The following is a 14,459-nucleotide window of genomic DNA, read 5'->3' on the forward strand; positions in this document are numbered from 1 at the left end:
GGGTCGGCTGCCGTGACGAGTCGTCAGCACAATGAACACGGCGCAAAAATGGTGGAGTTAGGGGGGGATAATGGGTAGCCTTCACTCATCGACTACTGAGGAGGACCAATGAGGACACCCATGAGCTGCTTACCATCGGGGGCCGACAGCCTCACGATCGCGTTGCTCTCACTGTGCGGAGCGCCACCCCTGACAAGCTCGTCGCCCGGCCGGTCCCCCGACACGTTGGCGCACAGTCTGTCGCCTGGCAGTAAGCCCTGCACCGGATCTTTGCTCAAGACCGGCACGCAGCCATGCTGACCAGTGGCGCCCAGCGCCTCCAGGATCCGTAGAGGTCACGCTTCCCCCGGATCCCCCTCTCAGAAGCGTCACATCATTTTCTGCGGCAGTGGGCCCACGCCTTGTTCTGGATCAGGCGTGCAAGCGGGCGAACCACCCGCGGTCAAACGCCTGCACCCGCTGTCTGACACGCGACCAGTGCTTCCAAGAGCTCGGCGCGCAGTCAGGACACGAGGGAGACACAGCCATGCCTACCGTCAACAACCCTGCACCCGCGAAGAGTGCGGCCAGCGCCGAACGGGCCCATGCAGCCACCGTGCGCATGTCCATCGCCGATATCGCGCGCTTCCTGCAGGACAACCTCGGCCAGCGCCTCACGGCGCGGATCACCAACATCAGCGATCCGCGGCAGGTCGGCAAGTGGGCATCGGGCGAGACGAAGCCCCGTCAGGACGCCGAGGACCGGCTGCGTGCGGCCCTTCAGGTGTTCCAGCTCATTCAGGATGCCGAAAGCCTTTACACCGCCCGCGCCTGGCTGATCGGAATGAATCCTCAGCTGGAGGACGAAGCCCCACTCGTGGTGATCGCGGACGGTCGCTACCGCGATGTCATGGTGGCAGCGCGCGCCTACGTCGACGGTGGCTGAAGGCTGCGGCCATATCCGTACGGTGCGCAGAAGCGCCGCCCCGCCGTACCGGCCGCGGGACGGCGCTTCCCGGCGCAGCTGACCGAAGCTGCGGACGCTGACCGCAGCTGCGGACACTGCCTCGCCGGCCCCGTCGGCAAGATCGCCCCGACAGGCGCTACCCGTCCTCGCGCTCCTTCTCCGCCATCCGGATCACGCACACCGCCACCGCGATCAGCAGCGCCGCGTCGGCGTCCTCCCGTACGACGTCCACGCCATAGGTGTCCCGCAGCGTCAGCCACCTGCGCGAGATGTGCGCCAGGAGTTCGCCCTCGTACTCGACGACGAACTCCCGGTCGAGGATCCGCCCACTGACGTCCAGCTCCGTGCCCTCGGCGAGCATCACCCGGTAGTGGTTGCGCAGCAGCGACAGCCGCTTCCTGCGGACCGTGGCGAGCTCCGCCCCGTCCCGCTCGATCGTCATCGCGCCGCGCAGGCCGAGCAGCTTCTGGCGCAGCGTGATCAGCACGTTCCCGTTTCGATCCTTGAGCTCCAGGGTGTCCCGCAGCCGCAGCGCCTTGCCGTCCACGAGGAACGCGTGCCGGCCGTGCTCGTCGTCGATCCAGTAGTCGTCGCCGATGGCGAAGATCTTGTCCCGCACCACATACTTCATGGCGCAATGAGTACCCCGCATGCGCCGTTGGACGGGGGTACGGCTCCACGTGCACGCGTTCGGGCCCCGGAGCCGATCGGCAACGGCGGCCGGCTGAGCACAGCTGACCGGCATCCGGCACACCGGGCGGACCGGACACAACGGGTCGTCGTGGCGGGGTGTCAGTCGCCGACCTGGTGTTCCACGCGGTGGCGGATGTACTCGTCCGGATGGGACCGGGCTGTCGCAACCGCCGCGTCCACCAGGCCGTGCAGCTCCGGCGGGTAGGCCGACTTCCGGAGCGGCAGTCCCGGGAGGGTGCAGCGCCGGACGTCCAGGTGCTCGTTGCTCACGAATTCGCGCAGCGCGGCCTCGTTCCACTCGGCCACCACGGCCGAGCCGTCATCGGGCTCCGGCCGGCCGACGGCGTCGGGGTTCTCCGCCCGTACGAGGGGCATCCGCGGGGGCAGGGCCGACGTACCAGGCCCGCGCGGCGCCCGCGCGCTCAAGGTCCGTGCCCGCTGGCCTTGCCGTACGCGTGTGATCGGGCGTTCATACCCGGATGGCAAGCTTGAAGCATGAACGATGCCTCCCCGGCGCCCACCCCCGCGTCCGCGCCCCGCCGTGCCCGTGTCCGTGCCCCCGAGCTGAACGGCAGAGGGGGGTGGATCAACACCGGCGGCAAGGATCTGAAGCTCGCCGACTTCCGAGGCCGCGTATTGATCTTGGATTTCTGGACATTCTGCTGCATCAACTGCCTCCATGTCCTCGACGAGCTCCGCGAGCTCGAGGAGAAGCACCGCGACACCGTCGTGATCGTCGGGGTGCACTCGCCGAAGTTCGTCCACGAGGCCGAGCACCAGGCCGTCGTCGACGCCGTCGAGCGGTACCAGGTCCATCACCCCGTCCTCGACGACCCCGAGCTCGCCACCTGGAAGCAGTACGCCGTGCGGGCCTGGCCCACGCTCGTCGTCATCGATCCCGAGGGGTACATCGTCGCCCAGCACGCGGGCGAGGGGCATGCGCATGCCATCGAAAGGCTCGTCGAGGAACTGGAGGCCGAGCACGCGGCCAAGGGGACGCTGCGGCGCGGGGACGGGCCCTATGTCGCGCCCGAGCCCGTGGCCACCGATCTGCGTTTCCCCGGCAAGGCGCTGCTGCTGCCCTCGGGCAACTTCCTTGTGTCGGACTCGACCCGGCATCAGCTCGTGGAGCTGGAGCCGGACGGCGAGAGTGTCGTGCGGCGCATCGGGGACGGCGAGTTCAACGAGCCGCAGGGGCTCACGCTGCTTCCCGACGGCCGCGTCGCCGTCGCGGACACCGTGAACCACGCCATCCGCGCGTACGACCCTGCCTCCGGCGCGATCGAGCTGCTCGCCGGCACCGGGAAGCAGTGGATGCAGGGGTCGCCCACGTCGGGGCCCGCGCGCGAGGTGTCCTTGTCCTCGCCGTGGGACGTGGCGTGGTGGGACGGCAGGCTGTGGATCGCGATGGCCGGGGTGCACCAGCTGTGGACGTACGACCCCGAGGCGGGCACCGTGCAGGTCGCGGCGGGCACGACCAACGAGGGCCTGGTCGACGGGCCGGTGGCGGAGGCGTGGTTCGCGCAGCCGTCCGGTCTCGCCGCCGCCGGGGACCGGCTGTGGATCGCCGACTCGGAGACGTCCGCGGTCCGTTTCGTCGACCGGGACCTCCAGGTGCACACGGCGGTCGGCACCGGCCTGTTCGACTTCGGGCACCGCGACGGGGAGGCCGGCCAGGCGCTGCTCCAGCACCCGCTCGGAGTCACCGCGCTGCCCGACGGCTCGGTGGCGATCAGTGACACGTACAACCATGCGCTGCGCCGCTTTGATCCGGCGACGAAGGAGGTCACGACGCTGGCCACCGATCTGCGCGAGCCGAGCGGGGCGGTGCTCGTCGGGGACGACATCGTGGTCGTGGAGTCGGCCCGGCACCGGCTGACGCGGCTGCGGCTGCCGGAGGAGGCCGTACGGGTGGAGGCGGTCGCGCACCGCACGCAGCGCGCGGCCACCGAGGTGGCGCCGGGGGCATTCCGGCTGGACGTGGTCTTCCAGGCGCCGTCCGGGCAGAAGCTGGACACGCGGTACGGGCCCTCGACCCGGCTGCTGGTCTCCTCCACGCCGGAAGAGCTGCTGCTCTCGGGCGGGGGCGCGGGGACGGATCTGACCCGGGAGCTGGAGATGAACCCGGAGATCACCGAGGGCGTGCTGCATGTCTCCGCGATGGCGGCGTCCTGCGACGACGACACCGCTGGGGGCACCTCCGAGGCCGGAGGCTCTGGGGGAGACTACCCGGCCTGCCATGTCCATCAGCAGGACTGGGGTGTTCCGGTCCGGGTGACCGAGGGCGGCGCGTCCCGGCTGCCGCTCGTTCTCGCGGGCCTGGACCAGCAGTAGCGGAGGGGAGAAGCGGGGGCCCGCCGGGGGTGGGCCCGTCCGTGCTGCGGCTCAGCCCTCCAGGAATGCCGCCAGCGCGTTCGCCAGCAGGTAGGGGTCGTCGGCGCCGCACAGCTCGCGTGCGCTGTGCATCGACAGGATGGCGATGCCGATGTCCACGGTCGTGATGCCGTGCCGGGCCGCGGTGATGGGGCCGATCGTGGTGCCGCAGGGCATCGCGTTGTTCGACACGAACGTCTGCCACGGTACGCCGGCCTTCTCGCAGGCCGCGGCGAACACGGCCCGGCCGCTGCCGTCGGTGGCGTAGCGCTGGTTGACGTTGACCTTGAGGATGGGGCCGCCGTTGGTGCGGGGGTGGTGCGTGGGGTCGTGGCGTTCGGCGTAGTTGGGGTGCACGGCGTGGCCGGTGTCGGAGGACAGGCAGATCGTCCCGGCGAGGGCGCGGGCCCGGTCCTCCAAGGTGCCGCCGCGCGAGAACACCGAGCGCTCCAGCACCGAGCCGAGCAGCGGGCCCTCGGCGCCGGTGTCGGACTGTGAGCCGTTCTCCTCGTGGTCGAAGGCGGCGAGGACGGGGATGCACGGCAGATCGCCGGCCGCGGAGACCGCGCTGAGGGCGGCCGTGCCGGCGTGCACGGAGACGAGGTTGTCCAGGCGGGGGCCGGCCAGGAGCTCGCGGTCGCGGCCGAGGTAGGCGGGCGGTTCGACGGCGTGGACCATCAGGTCCCAGCCGGTGATCTCGCCCTCGCCGACGCCGGCTTCCTGCTCCAGGAAGCGGATCAGGTCGCCTTCCTCGACGTCGCCGAGGCCCCAGACGGGCTGCATGTGGCGCTGGCGGTCCAGCTTGAGGCCGTCGGTGTTGACGGAGCGGTCGAGGTGGACGGCGAGCTGGGGAACGCGGAGCAGCGGTCGGTCGATGTTGACGAGCCGGTGGGACCCTCTCCCGGAGCCTCCGGCCTGGGAGGTGCCCTCGCGCAGGGTCAGTCGGCCGGCGAGGCCAAGGTCGCGGTCGAGCCAGGTGTTGAGGAGCGTTCCGCCGTAGATCTCGACGGCGATCTGCCGCCATCCGTGGGAGCCGGTGTCCGGCAGGGGCTTGACACGCAGGTTGGGGGAGTCGGTGTGGGCGCCGACGATACGGAAGGGGGTGTGGGGGGAGGCGCCTTCCGGTACGTACCAGGCGATCAGCGCTCCGCCGCGCAGCACGTACCTGCCGCCGGTGGCGCCGTCCCAGGCATCGGTCTCCAGCAGTTGGCGGAAGCCTGCCTTCTCCAGCCGCTCGGCGGCCTCTGCCACCGCATGGTACGGCGAGGGCGCGGCCGTGAGGAAGGACATCAGATCGTCGGTGTGACCGCGGTCGAAGCGGGGGGATGGGCTGCTCATGGGTTCACCTTAACGAGGGGTGTATGTGCGCCGTTTGCCGATGAGCGGCTCCCCAGGTGGGCGGCGCGCCGGGCCCGCCGTGGCCGGTTGACGCGGCAGGGCCGCCGCCCGATGAAGCCGGGCGGCGGCCCTGTGCCGAAAGGCGAACCGAGCCTCAGGAAGAGGTCAGAACGCGGCCTCGTCCAGGTCCATCAGCGAGCCGTCGACGTTCTCGGCGAGCGTCCGCTCGACGGAGACGCCCGGCAGGACGTTGGCGGCGAAGAACCTCGCGGCCGCGATCTTGCCCTGGTAGAACGGCACGTCCTTGGCGGACGCGGTCTGGAGCTTCTCCGCGGCCACGGCGGCGCCGCGCAGCAGAAGGTAGGCGACGACGACGTCGCCGGAGACCATCAGCAGGCGGGTGGTGTTGAGGCCGACCTTGTAGATGTTCTTGACGTCCTCGCCGGTGGCGATCAGGTCGTTCGTCATGGCGCCGACGATCGCCTCCAGGTCGACGGCCGCCTTGGCGAGCGCGTCGCGGGCCGGGGCGAGCTCGTCGCCGCCGGTGCCGACGGCGAGGAACTTCTTGATCTCCTCGGACAGGGTGTTCAGCGCCTGGCCCTGGTCGCGGACGATCTTCCGGAAGAAGTAGTCCTGGCCCTGGATCGCCGTGGTGCCCTCGTAGAGGGTGTCGATCTTGGCGTCGCGGATGTACTGCTCGACCGGGTACTCCTGCAGGTAGCCGGAGCCGCCGAAGGTCTGCAGGGACTGGGCCAGCTGCTCGTAGGACCTCTCGGAGCCGTAGCCCTTGACGATGGGCAGCAGCAGGTCGTTGAGGGCGACGAGAGCCTTGGCGTCCTCGCCGGCGGCCTCCTTGACGGCGATCTCGTCCTGGATGGAGGCGGTGTAGAGCACCAGGGCGCGCATGCCTTCGGCGTACGCCTTCTGCGTCATCAGGGAGCGGCGCACGTCGGGGTGGTGCGTGATGGTGACCTTGGGCGCGGTCTTGTCCGCGAAGTTCTTCAGGTCGGGGCCCTGGACCCGCTCCTTGGCGTACTCCAGAGCGTTCAGGTAGCCGGTGGAGAGCGTGGCGATGGCCTTCGTGCCGACCATCATCCGGGCGAACTCGATGATCATGAACATCTGGCGGATGCCGTCGTGCTTGTCGCCGATCAGCCAGCCCTTGGCGGGGTGCTGGTCGCCGAAGGTCATCTCGCAGGTGTTGGAAGCCTTGAGGCCCATCTTGTGCTCGACGTTCGTCGCGTACACGCCGTTGCGCTCGCCCAGCTCGCCGGTCTCCCAGTCGAAGTGGTACTTCGGCACGAGGAAGAGGGAGAGGCCCTTGGTGCCCGGACCGGCACCCTCGGGGCGGGCCAGCACGTAGTGAAGGATGTTCTCCTCCATGTCGTGCTCACCGGAGGTGATGAAGCGCTTCACGCCCTCGATGTGCCAGGAGCCGTCCTCCTGCTGGATCGCCTTGGTGCGGCCGGCGCCGACGTCAGAGCCGGCGTCCGGCTCGGTGAGGACCATGGTGGAGCCCCAGCGCTTGTCGACCGCGATCTGGGCGACCTTCTTCTGCGCCTCATTGCCCTCCGTGAAGAGGATGCCGGCGAAGGCGGGGCCCGAGGAGTACATCCAGACGGCCGGGTTGGAGCCGAGCAGCAGCTCCGCGTAGGACCAGATCAGGGAGCGGGGCGAGGTGGTGCCCCCGATCTCCTCGGGCAGGCCCAGGCGCCAGTACTCCGAGTCCATGAAGGCCTCGTAGCTCTTCTTGAAGGAGGCCGGGACCGGGGCGGTGTTGGTGGCCGGGTCGAACACCGGCGGGTTGCGGTCGGCGTCCGCGAAGGACTCGGCCAGCTCGTTCTCCGCGAGGCGGGCGATCTCCTCGAGGATCGACTTGGCGGTGTCGACGTCCATCTCCGCGAACGGGCCGGTGCCGTACAGCTTGTCGCGCCCGAGGACCTCGAAGAGGTTGAACTCGATGTCGCGGAGATTCGACTTGTAGTGCCCCATGGCGACGGCTCCGTTAAATGATCGGAAGATGGACTTGTCGTCCACGTACCAGTAAGTAGCTTCGATGATGCTACCCGTCGGTAATAAGATGCAACCCCTCTCGGGGTACATGTGACTCGTTACTCTTGCGTGCATGTACGGCTACGACCAGACCCCGGGCGCACAGCAGCAGCAGTACGTGCCGCAGCAGCCCTCCTACGGAGAGCAGCCGCTGTACCCCGAGCCGTCGCCGCCGTCGCTGGCCGACGCGGTGCGGGCCTTCACGACGGGGTCGCTGTCGGCCGAGGACTTCCAGCAGGTCTTCGCGACGTCGAAGGTCTACTGCCCGCGCGGTGACAACCCCGGCTTCCTGGCGCTGCACAACACCCAGCAGCCGGTCATCCCCATGTTCACCTCCCTCAAGGAGCTGCGCCGGTACGCGGGCAAGGACTCCAAGTACTTCGTCATCACCGGTGCCGAGGTGATCGACCTCCTGCCGACGGGGTACGGCTTCGTGCTCGACATGGAGGGCGATCACCGGATGGTCTTCGACGCGAAGGCCGTGGAGCAGATGGTCGATTTCGCGATGCGTCGGATGTACGGGTAAGGGCCGGCGGGCAGGCTGGTGAATCCGGGACGCCCGGGAGGAATTCCTCCCGGGCGTTCGTCGTTCCCGATGGCAGGAAGTTCAGAATTCAACTAAGCTCGTCGCGCAAGGAGGTCCCGCCATGCCCGCAGTGACTGTCGAGAACCCGCTCACCCTGCCGCGCGTCGCCGCGCCGGCCGATGCCGTCCCGCGGCCCGTGCTCACCGTGATCACCGCGCCCAGCGGCTTCGAAGGGGAGGGCTTTCCGGTGCGGCGCGCCTTCGCCGGCATCAACTACCGCCACCTCGACCCGTTCATCATGATGGACCAGATGGGCGAGGTCGACTACGCGCCCGGAGAGCCGAAGGGCACCCCCTGGCACCCCCACCGCGGCTTCGAGACCGTCACGTACCTGATCGACGGGACCTTCGTCCACCAGGACAGCAACGGCGGCGGCGGCACCATCCAGAACGGCGACACCCAGTGGATGACCGCCGGTTCCGGCCTGCTGCACATCGAGGCGCCGCCCGAGCAGCTCGTCATGTCCGGCGGGCTGTTCCACGGGCTCCAGCTGTGGGTGAACCTGCCCGCGAAGGACAAGATGATGAACCCCCGCTACCAGGACATCCGCGGCGGGCACGTCCGGCTGCTGACCTCGGCCGACGGCGGTGCGCTGCTGCGGGTCATCGCCGGTGAGCTGGACGGCCACGAGGGACCCGGCATCACCCACACCCCGATCACGATGATCCACGCGACGCTGCGCCCGGGCGCGCAGGTCCGGCTGCCGTGGCGCGAGGACTTCAACGGCCTGGCCTACGTGCTGGCCGGGCGCGGCGCGGTCGGCGAGGAGCGGCGGCCGGTCCACATGGGCCAGACCGCGGTGTTCGGCGCCGGCGGTGCGCTCACCGTGTGGGCCGACGACACCCAGAACGGCTCGCACACCGGGGACCTGGAGATCGTGCTGCTGGGCGGCGCGCCGATCCGTGAACCCATGGCGCACTACGGGCCGTTCGTGATGAATACGCGCGAGGAGCTCCTGCAGGCCTTCGAGGACTTCCAGAAGGGCCGGCTCGGCACCGTCCCCGCCGTCCACGGCATGCAGGAGTCCGGGCCGACCGTCGCCTGACGGACCCGCCGCCAGGGGGCTGACGCAGCGTCACCCCCCTGGCCCGTCCCGGCAGGACGCCGCACCGGGGCCGTGATCGGCTGGGTGGCGTGCAGCCCCCTCATGTCCGGCCCGTCCTCCCCGACGCCGTGCGCCGACTCGCGGCCTGGTGCGTGGTCGTGCTGCTGCTGACCGGGGTCGGCGCGGTGGCGCTCTGGCTGATCGTCACGCTCAAGACCGCCGTCACGCCGGTCCTGCTGGCGCTGCTGGGCACCGCACTGCTCGGCCCGCTGTACCGGCGGCTCCTGCGCATGAAGGTGCAGCGCTCGCTCGCCGCGGGGCTGACCTGCGCCGCCGTGCTCGCGGTCGTCGGCGGTGCGGTCTACATCGTGGTCAACGCGCTGCTGGAGACCGGTGACCAGATCGTCGCCTCGCTCCGGCGGGCCGCCCAGGACCTCGCGGACCACTTCGGCGCGGCGGGCACCTCCCTCGACGACCTGGCGAGCAACGCCAGGGAACTGCTGGGCAAATTCGGCGCGACCGCCGCGTCCGGCGTGATCTCCGGACTGAGCGTGGTCGGCGAGATGATCGCCGTCGCCGTGCTGGCGCTGCTCCTGGTCTTCTTCTTCCTGCGCGACTCCGATCGCGCCGTGCTGACCCTGCGCTCTCTCGTGCCCCGTTCCACCGGCGACACCGTGGAGGCGATGGCCCGCCGCGCCTTCGAGGCCGTCGAGGGCTTCATGCGCGGGACCACCTTCATCGCGCTGATCGACGCCCTGTGCATCACCGTCGGACTGCTCGTCCTGCGCGTCCCCGGCGCGGTCGGCCTGGGCGCGCTCGTCTTCGTCGGCGCGTACATCCCGTACCTGGGTGCCTTCATCTCCGGCGCGGTCGCCGTCCTGGTCGCCCTCGCCGACCGCGGATTCGTGATCGCGCTCTGGGCGCTGGGCGTCGTGCTCGCCGTGCAGGTGCTCGAAGGCCATGTGCTCCAGCCGCTGATCCAGAGCCGTACGGTCCAGATGCATCCGGCCGTGGTGATGCTGGCGATCACGGCGGGGGCCGGTCTCGCGGGCATCCTCGGGATGCTGCTCGCCGTGCCCGTCACCGCCGCCGTGTTCGGGGTGATCGGTGAGCTGCGGTCCCGTTACGCCGCGGGCAGCGCCGGGGCCGGTCCGCCGTCGGGTCCACCGTCCGGTTCCGCGCCCGCCGGCTCGTAGAGCTCGAACCAGATCGACTTGCCCTCGCCCCTCGGATCCACGCCCCAGGCGTCCGCCAGCACCTCCATCAGCACCAGGCCGCGCCCCGACGACGCCATCTCGCCCGGCCGGCGCTTGTGCGGCAGCTCGTCGCTCGGGTCGGTGACCTCCACGCGCAGCCTGCGGCTCTTGTCCCCGTGCGCGATCTCGGCGGCCAGCAGGGCGTTGCCGTCGGTGTGGACGAGCACATTGGTGACCATCTCGGAGACCATCAGCACCGCGGAGTCGACCTGCTCCTCGTCCGACCAGTCGTGCAGCAGCTCCCGCAGATGCTGCCTGGCCGCCGCGATCCGCTCCGGCTCCGCCTGGGCGACGCTCATCGCGGTGCGCCGGGTGGGCCGCCGGGCGGGCGTGCCCTCACGGGTGAGCAGCAGGACCGCGATGTCGTCCTCGCGCCGGTCGGCGAGCGGGCCGGTCGTGTAGTGCGAGGTGGGTCCGTGGACCGCCTGGACGAGGGTGTCCGCCAGGTCCTCCAGAGGGCGGCCCGCGTTCTTCTCGAGAACGCCCCGCAGCCGCGCCCAGCCGGTGTCCAGATCGTGCCCGCCGATCTCCAGGAGCCCGTCCGTGCAGATCATCAGTGTCTCGCCGGCCTCCAGCACGAACCGGGTCGTCGGATAGTCCGAGTCCGGGTCGACACCGAGCGGGAGTCCGCCCTCGGTGGCCCGCAACAGCACGGTGCCGTCGGCGGTGACCACCACGGGATCGGGGTGGCCCGCGCGGGCGATCTCCACCAGGCCGGTGGCCGGCTCGACCTCCAGGTACAGGCAGGTGGCGAACCGGGGGCCCGAGTGGTCGCCGTTGTCGTGGGCGTCGGTGACGCCGTGCAGGAAGCGGGAGGCGCGGGAGAGCACCGCGTCCGGCCGGTGGCCCTCGCAGGCGTACGCGCGCAGGGCGATCCGCAGCTGGCCCATCAGCCCGGCGGCGCGTACGTCGTGCCCCTGGACGTCGCCGATCACCAGCGCCACGCGTCCGGACGGCAGCGGGATCATGTCGTACCAGTCGCCGCCGACCTGGAGCCCGCCGCCGGTGGGCACGTATCGGGCGGCCACGGTCATGCCGGGGATGTCCGGGCCCAGCGTCGGCATCATCGAGCGCTGGAGGCCCAGCGAGAGCTCCCGCTCGGACTCGGCGACGCCCGCGCGGGCCAGCGCCTGGGCGAGCATGCGGGCCACCGTGGTCAGCACCGAGCGCTCGTCGGGCGTGAAGGCGACCGGATGCCGGAAGGCGGCCATCCAGGCACCGATGGTGCGCCCGGCCACGATCAGCGGCAGGAAGGCCCAGGACCGGCGGCCGAAGCGCTGGGCGAGCGGCCAGGTGACGGGAAAGCGGCGGCGGTAGTCGTCGGGCGTGGGCAGATAGATCGCACGCCCGGTACGGACGACCTCGGAGGCCGGGTAGTCGGTGTCCAGCGGCAGGTGCGTGAAGGGCTCGTCGTCGCCCGCGCTGTGCCCGTGGTGGCCGATGATGGTCAGCCGGTCCCCGCCCACGCCGAAGACGGCGAGTCCGTCGGGCGAGAAGCCGGGCATGGACAGGGACGCGGCGACGCGCAGCACCTCGGCGGTCGACCGCGCCTCGGCCAGCGCGCGGCCCGCGTCCAGCAGGAACGCCTCGCGCGAACGCCGCCAGTCGCCGGTGATCGACGTCTGGGCCGCCGTCGCGCTCGGCTTCGGCTCGGCGACCTCCTGGATCGTGCCGATCAGCTGGTAGTGCTCCCCGACGAGGACGGGCTTGCTGCGGCTGCGGACGGTACGCACCACCCGGCCCGACCCGTCGACGATGCGCAGCCGCGCCTCGGCGAGAGTGTCCTCGGCGATCGCGAGGGCGACGATCCCGTTGACCTCGTTCCAGTCGACCGGGTGGAAGCGGGAGCGGACTGCGGACTCCGAGTGGTCCCCGGGCCCCGCGGGCAGCTCCATCAGCCGGGCGGCCTCCGCGTCGAGCGTGACCGTCCCGGACGCGTCGTCCCAGCGCCACATGCCGGTCGCGATGGCGGCCAGAACGTCCTCCGTACGCATGGGCTCACCCTATTCCGGCGCCGAGGATCACGATGCGCCGGAGGATGCGGGGCGCTTCGGCCGGAAGAGTGCCGGGGACCTTCGGCCAGGAGGGCCCCGGGTGCTTCGGACCGGCTGCCGGCGCGGCGGGACGGCCGATGCGACGCGCGGGCCGGCCGATGTGACGAGCCGGGCCCGGCCGATGTGACGGTGTCGTGTTTATGTCAATGAGCCGCGGGAGAGCCGGGCGGTAACCTTGCAAAGGTTGCCCACCTTCGAATCTCCAAGACTGGATGAACGACGATGCATCGGTACAGGTCCCACACCTGCGGCGAGCTCCGCGCCTCTGACGTCACAGCCGACGTCCGGCTGAGCGGCTGGCTGCACAACCGCCGAGACCTGGGCGGCATCCTCTTCATCGATCTGCGCGACCACTACGGCATCACGCAGCTCGTCGCCCGCCCGGGCACCGCCGCCTACGAGGCTCTGGACAAGGTGAACAAGGAGTCGGTCGTCCGCGTCGACGGCCGGGTCGTCTCCCGTGGCGCCGAGAACGTGAACCCCGAGCTGCCGACCGGTGAGATCGAGATCGAGGTGTCCGAGGTCGAGCTGCTTGGCGCCGCGCAGCAGCTGCCGTTCCAGATCAACACCGACGACGGTGTGGGCGAGGAGCGCCGCCTGGAGTACCGCTTCCTCGACCTGCGCCGCGAGCGCATGCACCGCAACATCATGCTGCGCACCGCCGTCATCTCCGCCATCCGGCACAAGATGACCGCGCTCGGCTTCAACGAGATGGCCACGCCGATCCTGACGGCCACCTCCCCCGAGGGTGCACGCGACTTCGTGGTGCCGTCCCGGCTGAACCCCGGCAAGTTCTACGCACTGCCGCAGGCGCCCCAGCAGTTCAAGCAGCTGTTCATGATCTCCGGCTTCGACCGGTACTTCCAGATCGCGCCCTGCTTCCGCGACGAGGACGCCCGCGCCGACCGTTCGCCGGGCGAGTTCTACCAGCTCGACGTCGAGATGAGCTTCGTCGAGCAGGAGGACGTCTTCCAGCCGATCGAGAAGCTGATGACCGAGCTCTTCGAGGAGTTCGGCGCGGGCCGCCACGTCACCTCGCCGTTCCCGCGCATCCCGTTCCGCGAGGCGATGCTGAAGTACGGCAACGACAAGCCGGACCTGCGCGCCCAGCTGGAGCTCGTCGACATCACCGACGTCTTCGAGGGCTCGGATTTCAAGGCGTTCGCCGGCAAGCACGTGCGTGCGCTGGCCGTGCCGGACGTCGCGTCGCAGAGCCGCAAGTTCTTCGACGGCCTGGGCGACTACGCGGTCGAGCAGGGTGCGAAGGGCCTGGCCTGGGTGCGGGTGGGCGAGGACGGCGGGCTCACCGGCCCGATCGCCAAGTTCCTCACCGAGGAGAACGTCAAGGTCCTCACCGAGCGCCTCGGCCTCGCCCCCGGCCACGCGGTCTTCTTCGGCGCGGGCGCGTTCGACGAGGTCTCCAAGATCATGGGCGCGGTCCGCGTCGAGGCCGCCAAGCGCGCCGGCCACTTCGAGGAGAACGTCTTCCGGTTCTGCTGGATCGTCGACTTCCCGATGTACGAGAAGGACGAGGAGACCGGAAAGATCGACTTCTCGCACAACCCCTTCTCGATGCCGCAGGGTGGCCTGGAGGCTCTTGAGACCCAGGACCCGCTGGACATCCTGGGCTGGCAGTACGACATCGTCTGCAACGGTGTCGAGCTGTCCTCCGGCGCGATCCGGAACCATGAGCCCGAGATCATGTTCAAGGCGTTCGAGATCGCGGGGTACTCCCGGGAGACCGTCGAGCGTGAGTTCGCGGGCATGCTGCGCGCCTTCCAGTACGGCGCCCCGCCGCACGGCGGCATCGCCCCGGGCGTGGACCGCATCGTCATGCTCCTCGCCGACGAGCCGAACATCCGGGAGACCATCGCGTTCCCGCTCAACGGCAACGCGCAGGACCTCATGATGGGCGCGCCCACCGAGCTGGAGGAGTCCCGCCTGCGCGAGCTGAACATCGCGCTGCGCAAGCCGGTCGCCAAGTCTGGCGAGTAGGCACCCACAGCATGTGGGGAGGGCCCCCGGACCCGGCCGGGGGCCGGTCCGGGGCCCGCCCCCATGCGCCCCGCGGCGCCGCCGCGCCGGGGCGCGGGCGCCGGTGCCGCGCGCCCGGCGG

11 protein-coding genes are annotated in these 14,459 nt (G+C 70.4%); 6 read left to right on the top strand and 5 right to left on the bottom strand.

Going from position 1 to position 14,459, the window contains the following annotated elements; translation table 11 throughout:
- Positions 1-526: 526 nt before the first annotated feature.
- Positions 527-925 carry an XRE family transcriptional regulator gene (locus ACH5AF_RS18620; protein WP_398902710.1) on the top strand — a complete coding sequence of 133 codons (399 nt, stop codon included), beginning with the start codon at positions 527-529 and terminating at the stop codon, positions 923-925.
- Between the two features lie 157 nt (positions 926-1,082).
- Here ACH5AF_RS18620 and ACH5AF_RS18625 read toward each other — a convergent pair whose 3' ends face one another.
- Both ACH5AF_RS18625 and ACH5AF_RS18630 read right to left on the bottom strand, forming a co-directional pair.
- Positions 1,083-1,577, bottom strand: coding sequence for an LURP-one-related/scramblase family protein (locus tag ACH5AF_RS18625; protein WP_398902711.1), 495 nt, complete (start codon positions 1,575-1,577; stop codon positions 1,083-1,085).
- 161 nt (positions 1,578-1,738) lie between these two features.
- On the bottom strand, positions 1,739-2,014 hold the full coding sequence (locus ACH5AF_RS18630) for a hypothetical protein (RefSeq protein ID WP_398902712.1): 276 nt from the start codon (positions 2,012-2,014) through the stop codon (positions 1,739-1,741).
- A 120-nt stretch (positions 2,015-2,134) separates the two neighbouring features.
- On the opposite strand from ACH5AF_RS18630, the gene ACH5AF_RS18635 reads away from it, so the two are divergent.
- Positions 2,135-3,973, top strand: a complete 1,839-nt coding sequence (locus ACH5AF_RS18635; RefSeq protein WP_398902713.1) for an NHL domain-containing thioredoxin family protein — start codon at positions 2,135-2,137, stop codon at positions 3,971-3,973.
- Between the two features lie 51 nt (positions 3,974-4,024).
- Here the strand turns inward: ACH5AF_RS18635 and ACH5AF_RS18640 are convergent, their stop codons facing one another.
- The gene (locus ACH5AF_RS18640) at positions 4,025-5,350 is read right to left on the bottom strand and encodes a M18 family aminopeptidase (RefSeq protein ID WP_398902714.1); all 1,326 of its coding nucleotides are present in this window, start codon (positions 5,348-5,350) and stop codon (positions 4,025-4,027) included.
- 165 nt (positions 5,351-5,515) lie between these two features.
- Positions 5,516-7,342 carry an acyl-CoA dehydrogenase gene (locus ACH5AF_RS18645; RefSeq protein WP_398902715.1) on the bottom strand — a complete coding sequence of 609 codons (1,827 nt, stop codon included), beginning with the start codon at positions 7,340-7,342 and terminating at the stop codon, positions 5,516-5,518.
- Positions 7,343-7,475: 133 nt separating this feature from the next.
- On the opposite strand from ACH5AF_RS18645, the gene ACH5AF_RS18650 reads away from it, so the two are divergent.
- From ACH5AF_RS18650 to ACH5AF_RS18660, 3 genes are all read left to right on the top strand, one after another.
- Complete coding sequence (locus tag ACH5AF_RS18650) at positions 7,476-7,928, top strand: SseB family protein (RefSeq protein WP_215187434.1); 453 nt, start codon at positions 7,476-7,478, stop codon at positions 7,926-7,928.
- Positions 7,929-8,049: 121 nt separating this feature from the next.
- A complete protein-coding gene (locus ACH5AF_RS18655) occupies positions 8,050-9,033 on the top strand; it encodes a pirin family protein (protein WP_398902716.1) in 984 nt (327 codons plus the stop codon).
- Between the two features lie 89 nt (positions 9,034-9,122).
- On the top strand, positions 9,123-10,229 hold the full coding sequence (locus ACH5AF_RS18660; protein WP_398902718.1) for an AI-2E family transporter: 1,107 nt from the start codon (positions 9,123-9,125) through the stop codon (positions 10,227-10,229).
- On the opposite strand, the gene ACH5AF_RS18665 is transcribed toward ACH5AF_RS18660, so the two are convergent.
- A complete protein-coding gene (locus tag ACH5AF_RS18665; RefSeq protein WP_398902719.1) occupies positions 10,157-12,283 on the bottom strand; it encodes a SpoIIE family protein phosphatase in 2,127 nt (708 codons plus the stop codon). The two genes, ACH5AF_RS18660 and ACH5AF_RS18665, sit on opposite strands and share 73 nt — an antisense overlap.
- 282 nt (positions 12,284-12,565) lie before the next feature.
- Here ACH5AF_RS18665 and aspS point away from each other — a divergent pair, with 282 nt between their 5' ends.
- Positions 12,566-14,338 (top strand): aspartate--tRNA ligase, encoded by a 1,773-nt coding sequence (aspS, locus tag ACH5AF_RS18670; protein ID WP_398902720.1) that lies wholly within the window; start codon positions 12,566-12,568, stop codon positions 14,336-14,338.
- The last annotated feature ends 121 nt before the right edge of the window (positions 14,339-14,459 follow it).

Source organism: Streptomyces sp. NPDC018833, assembly GCF_044390825.1.
Lineage (GTDB): Bacteria > Actinomycetota > Actinomycetes > Streptomycetales > Streptomycetaceae > Streptomyces.

Excerpts from the sequence above, each read along its gene's own strand:
- ACH5AF_RS18625 (WP_398902711.1), bottom strand. The coding sequence starts at position 1,577 with ATGAAGTATGTGGTGCGGGACAAGATCTTCGCCATCGGCGACGACTAC.
- ACH5AF_RS18650 (WP_215187434.1), top strand. The coding sequence starts at position 7,476 with ATGTACGGCTACGACCAGACCCCGGGCGCACAGCAGCAGCAGTACGTG.
- ACH5AF_RS18645 (WP_398902715.1), bottom strand. The coding sequence starts at position 7,342 with ATGGGGCACTACAAGTCGAATCTCCGCGACATCGAGTTCAACCTCTTC.
- ACH5AF_RS18640 (WP_398902714.1), bottom strand. The coding sequence starts at position 5,350 with ATGAGCAGCCCATCCCCCCGCTTCGACCGCGGTCACACCGACGATCTG.
- ACH5AF_RS18630 (WP_398902712.1), bottom strand. The coding sequence starts at position 2,014 with ATGCCCCTCGTACGGGCGGAGAACCCCGACGCCGTCGGCCGGCCGGAG.
- ACH5AF_RS18665 (WP_398902719.1), bottom strand. The coding sequence starts at position 12,283 with ATGCGTACGGAGGACGTTCTGGCCGCCATCGCGACCGGCATGTGGCGC.
- ACH5AF_RS18655 (WP_398902716.1), top strand. The coding sequence starts at position 8,050 with ATGCCCGCAGTGACTGTCGAGAACCCGCTCACCCTGCCGCGCGTCGCC.
- aspS (WP_398902720.1), top strand. The coding sequence starts at position 12,566 with ATGCATCGGTACAGGTCCCACACCTGCGGCGAGCTCCGCGCCTCTGAC.
- ACH5AF_RS18620 (WP_398902710.1), top strand. The coding sequence starts at position 527 with ATGCCTACCGTCAACAACCCTGCACCCGCGAAGAGTGCGGCCAGCGCC.
- ACH5AF_RS18635 (WP_398902713.1), top strand. The coding sequence starts at position 2,135 with ATGAACGATGCCTCCCCGGCGCCCACCCCCGCGTCCGCGCCCCGCCGT.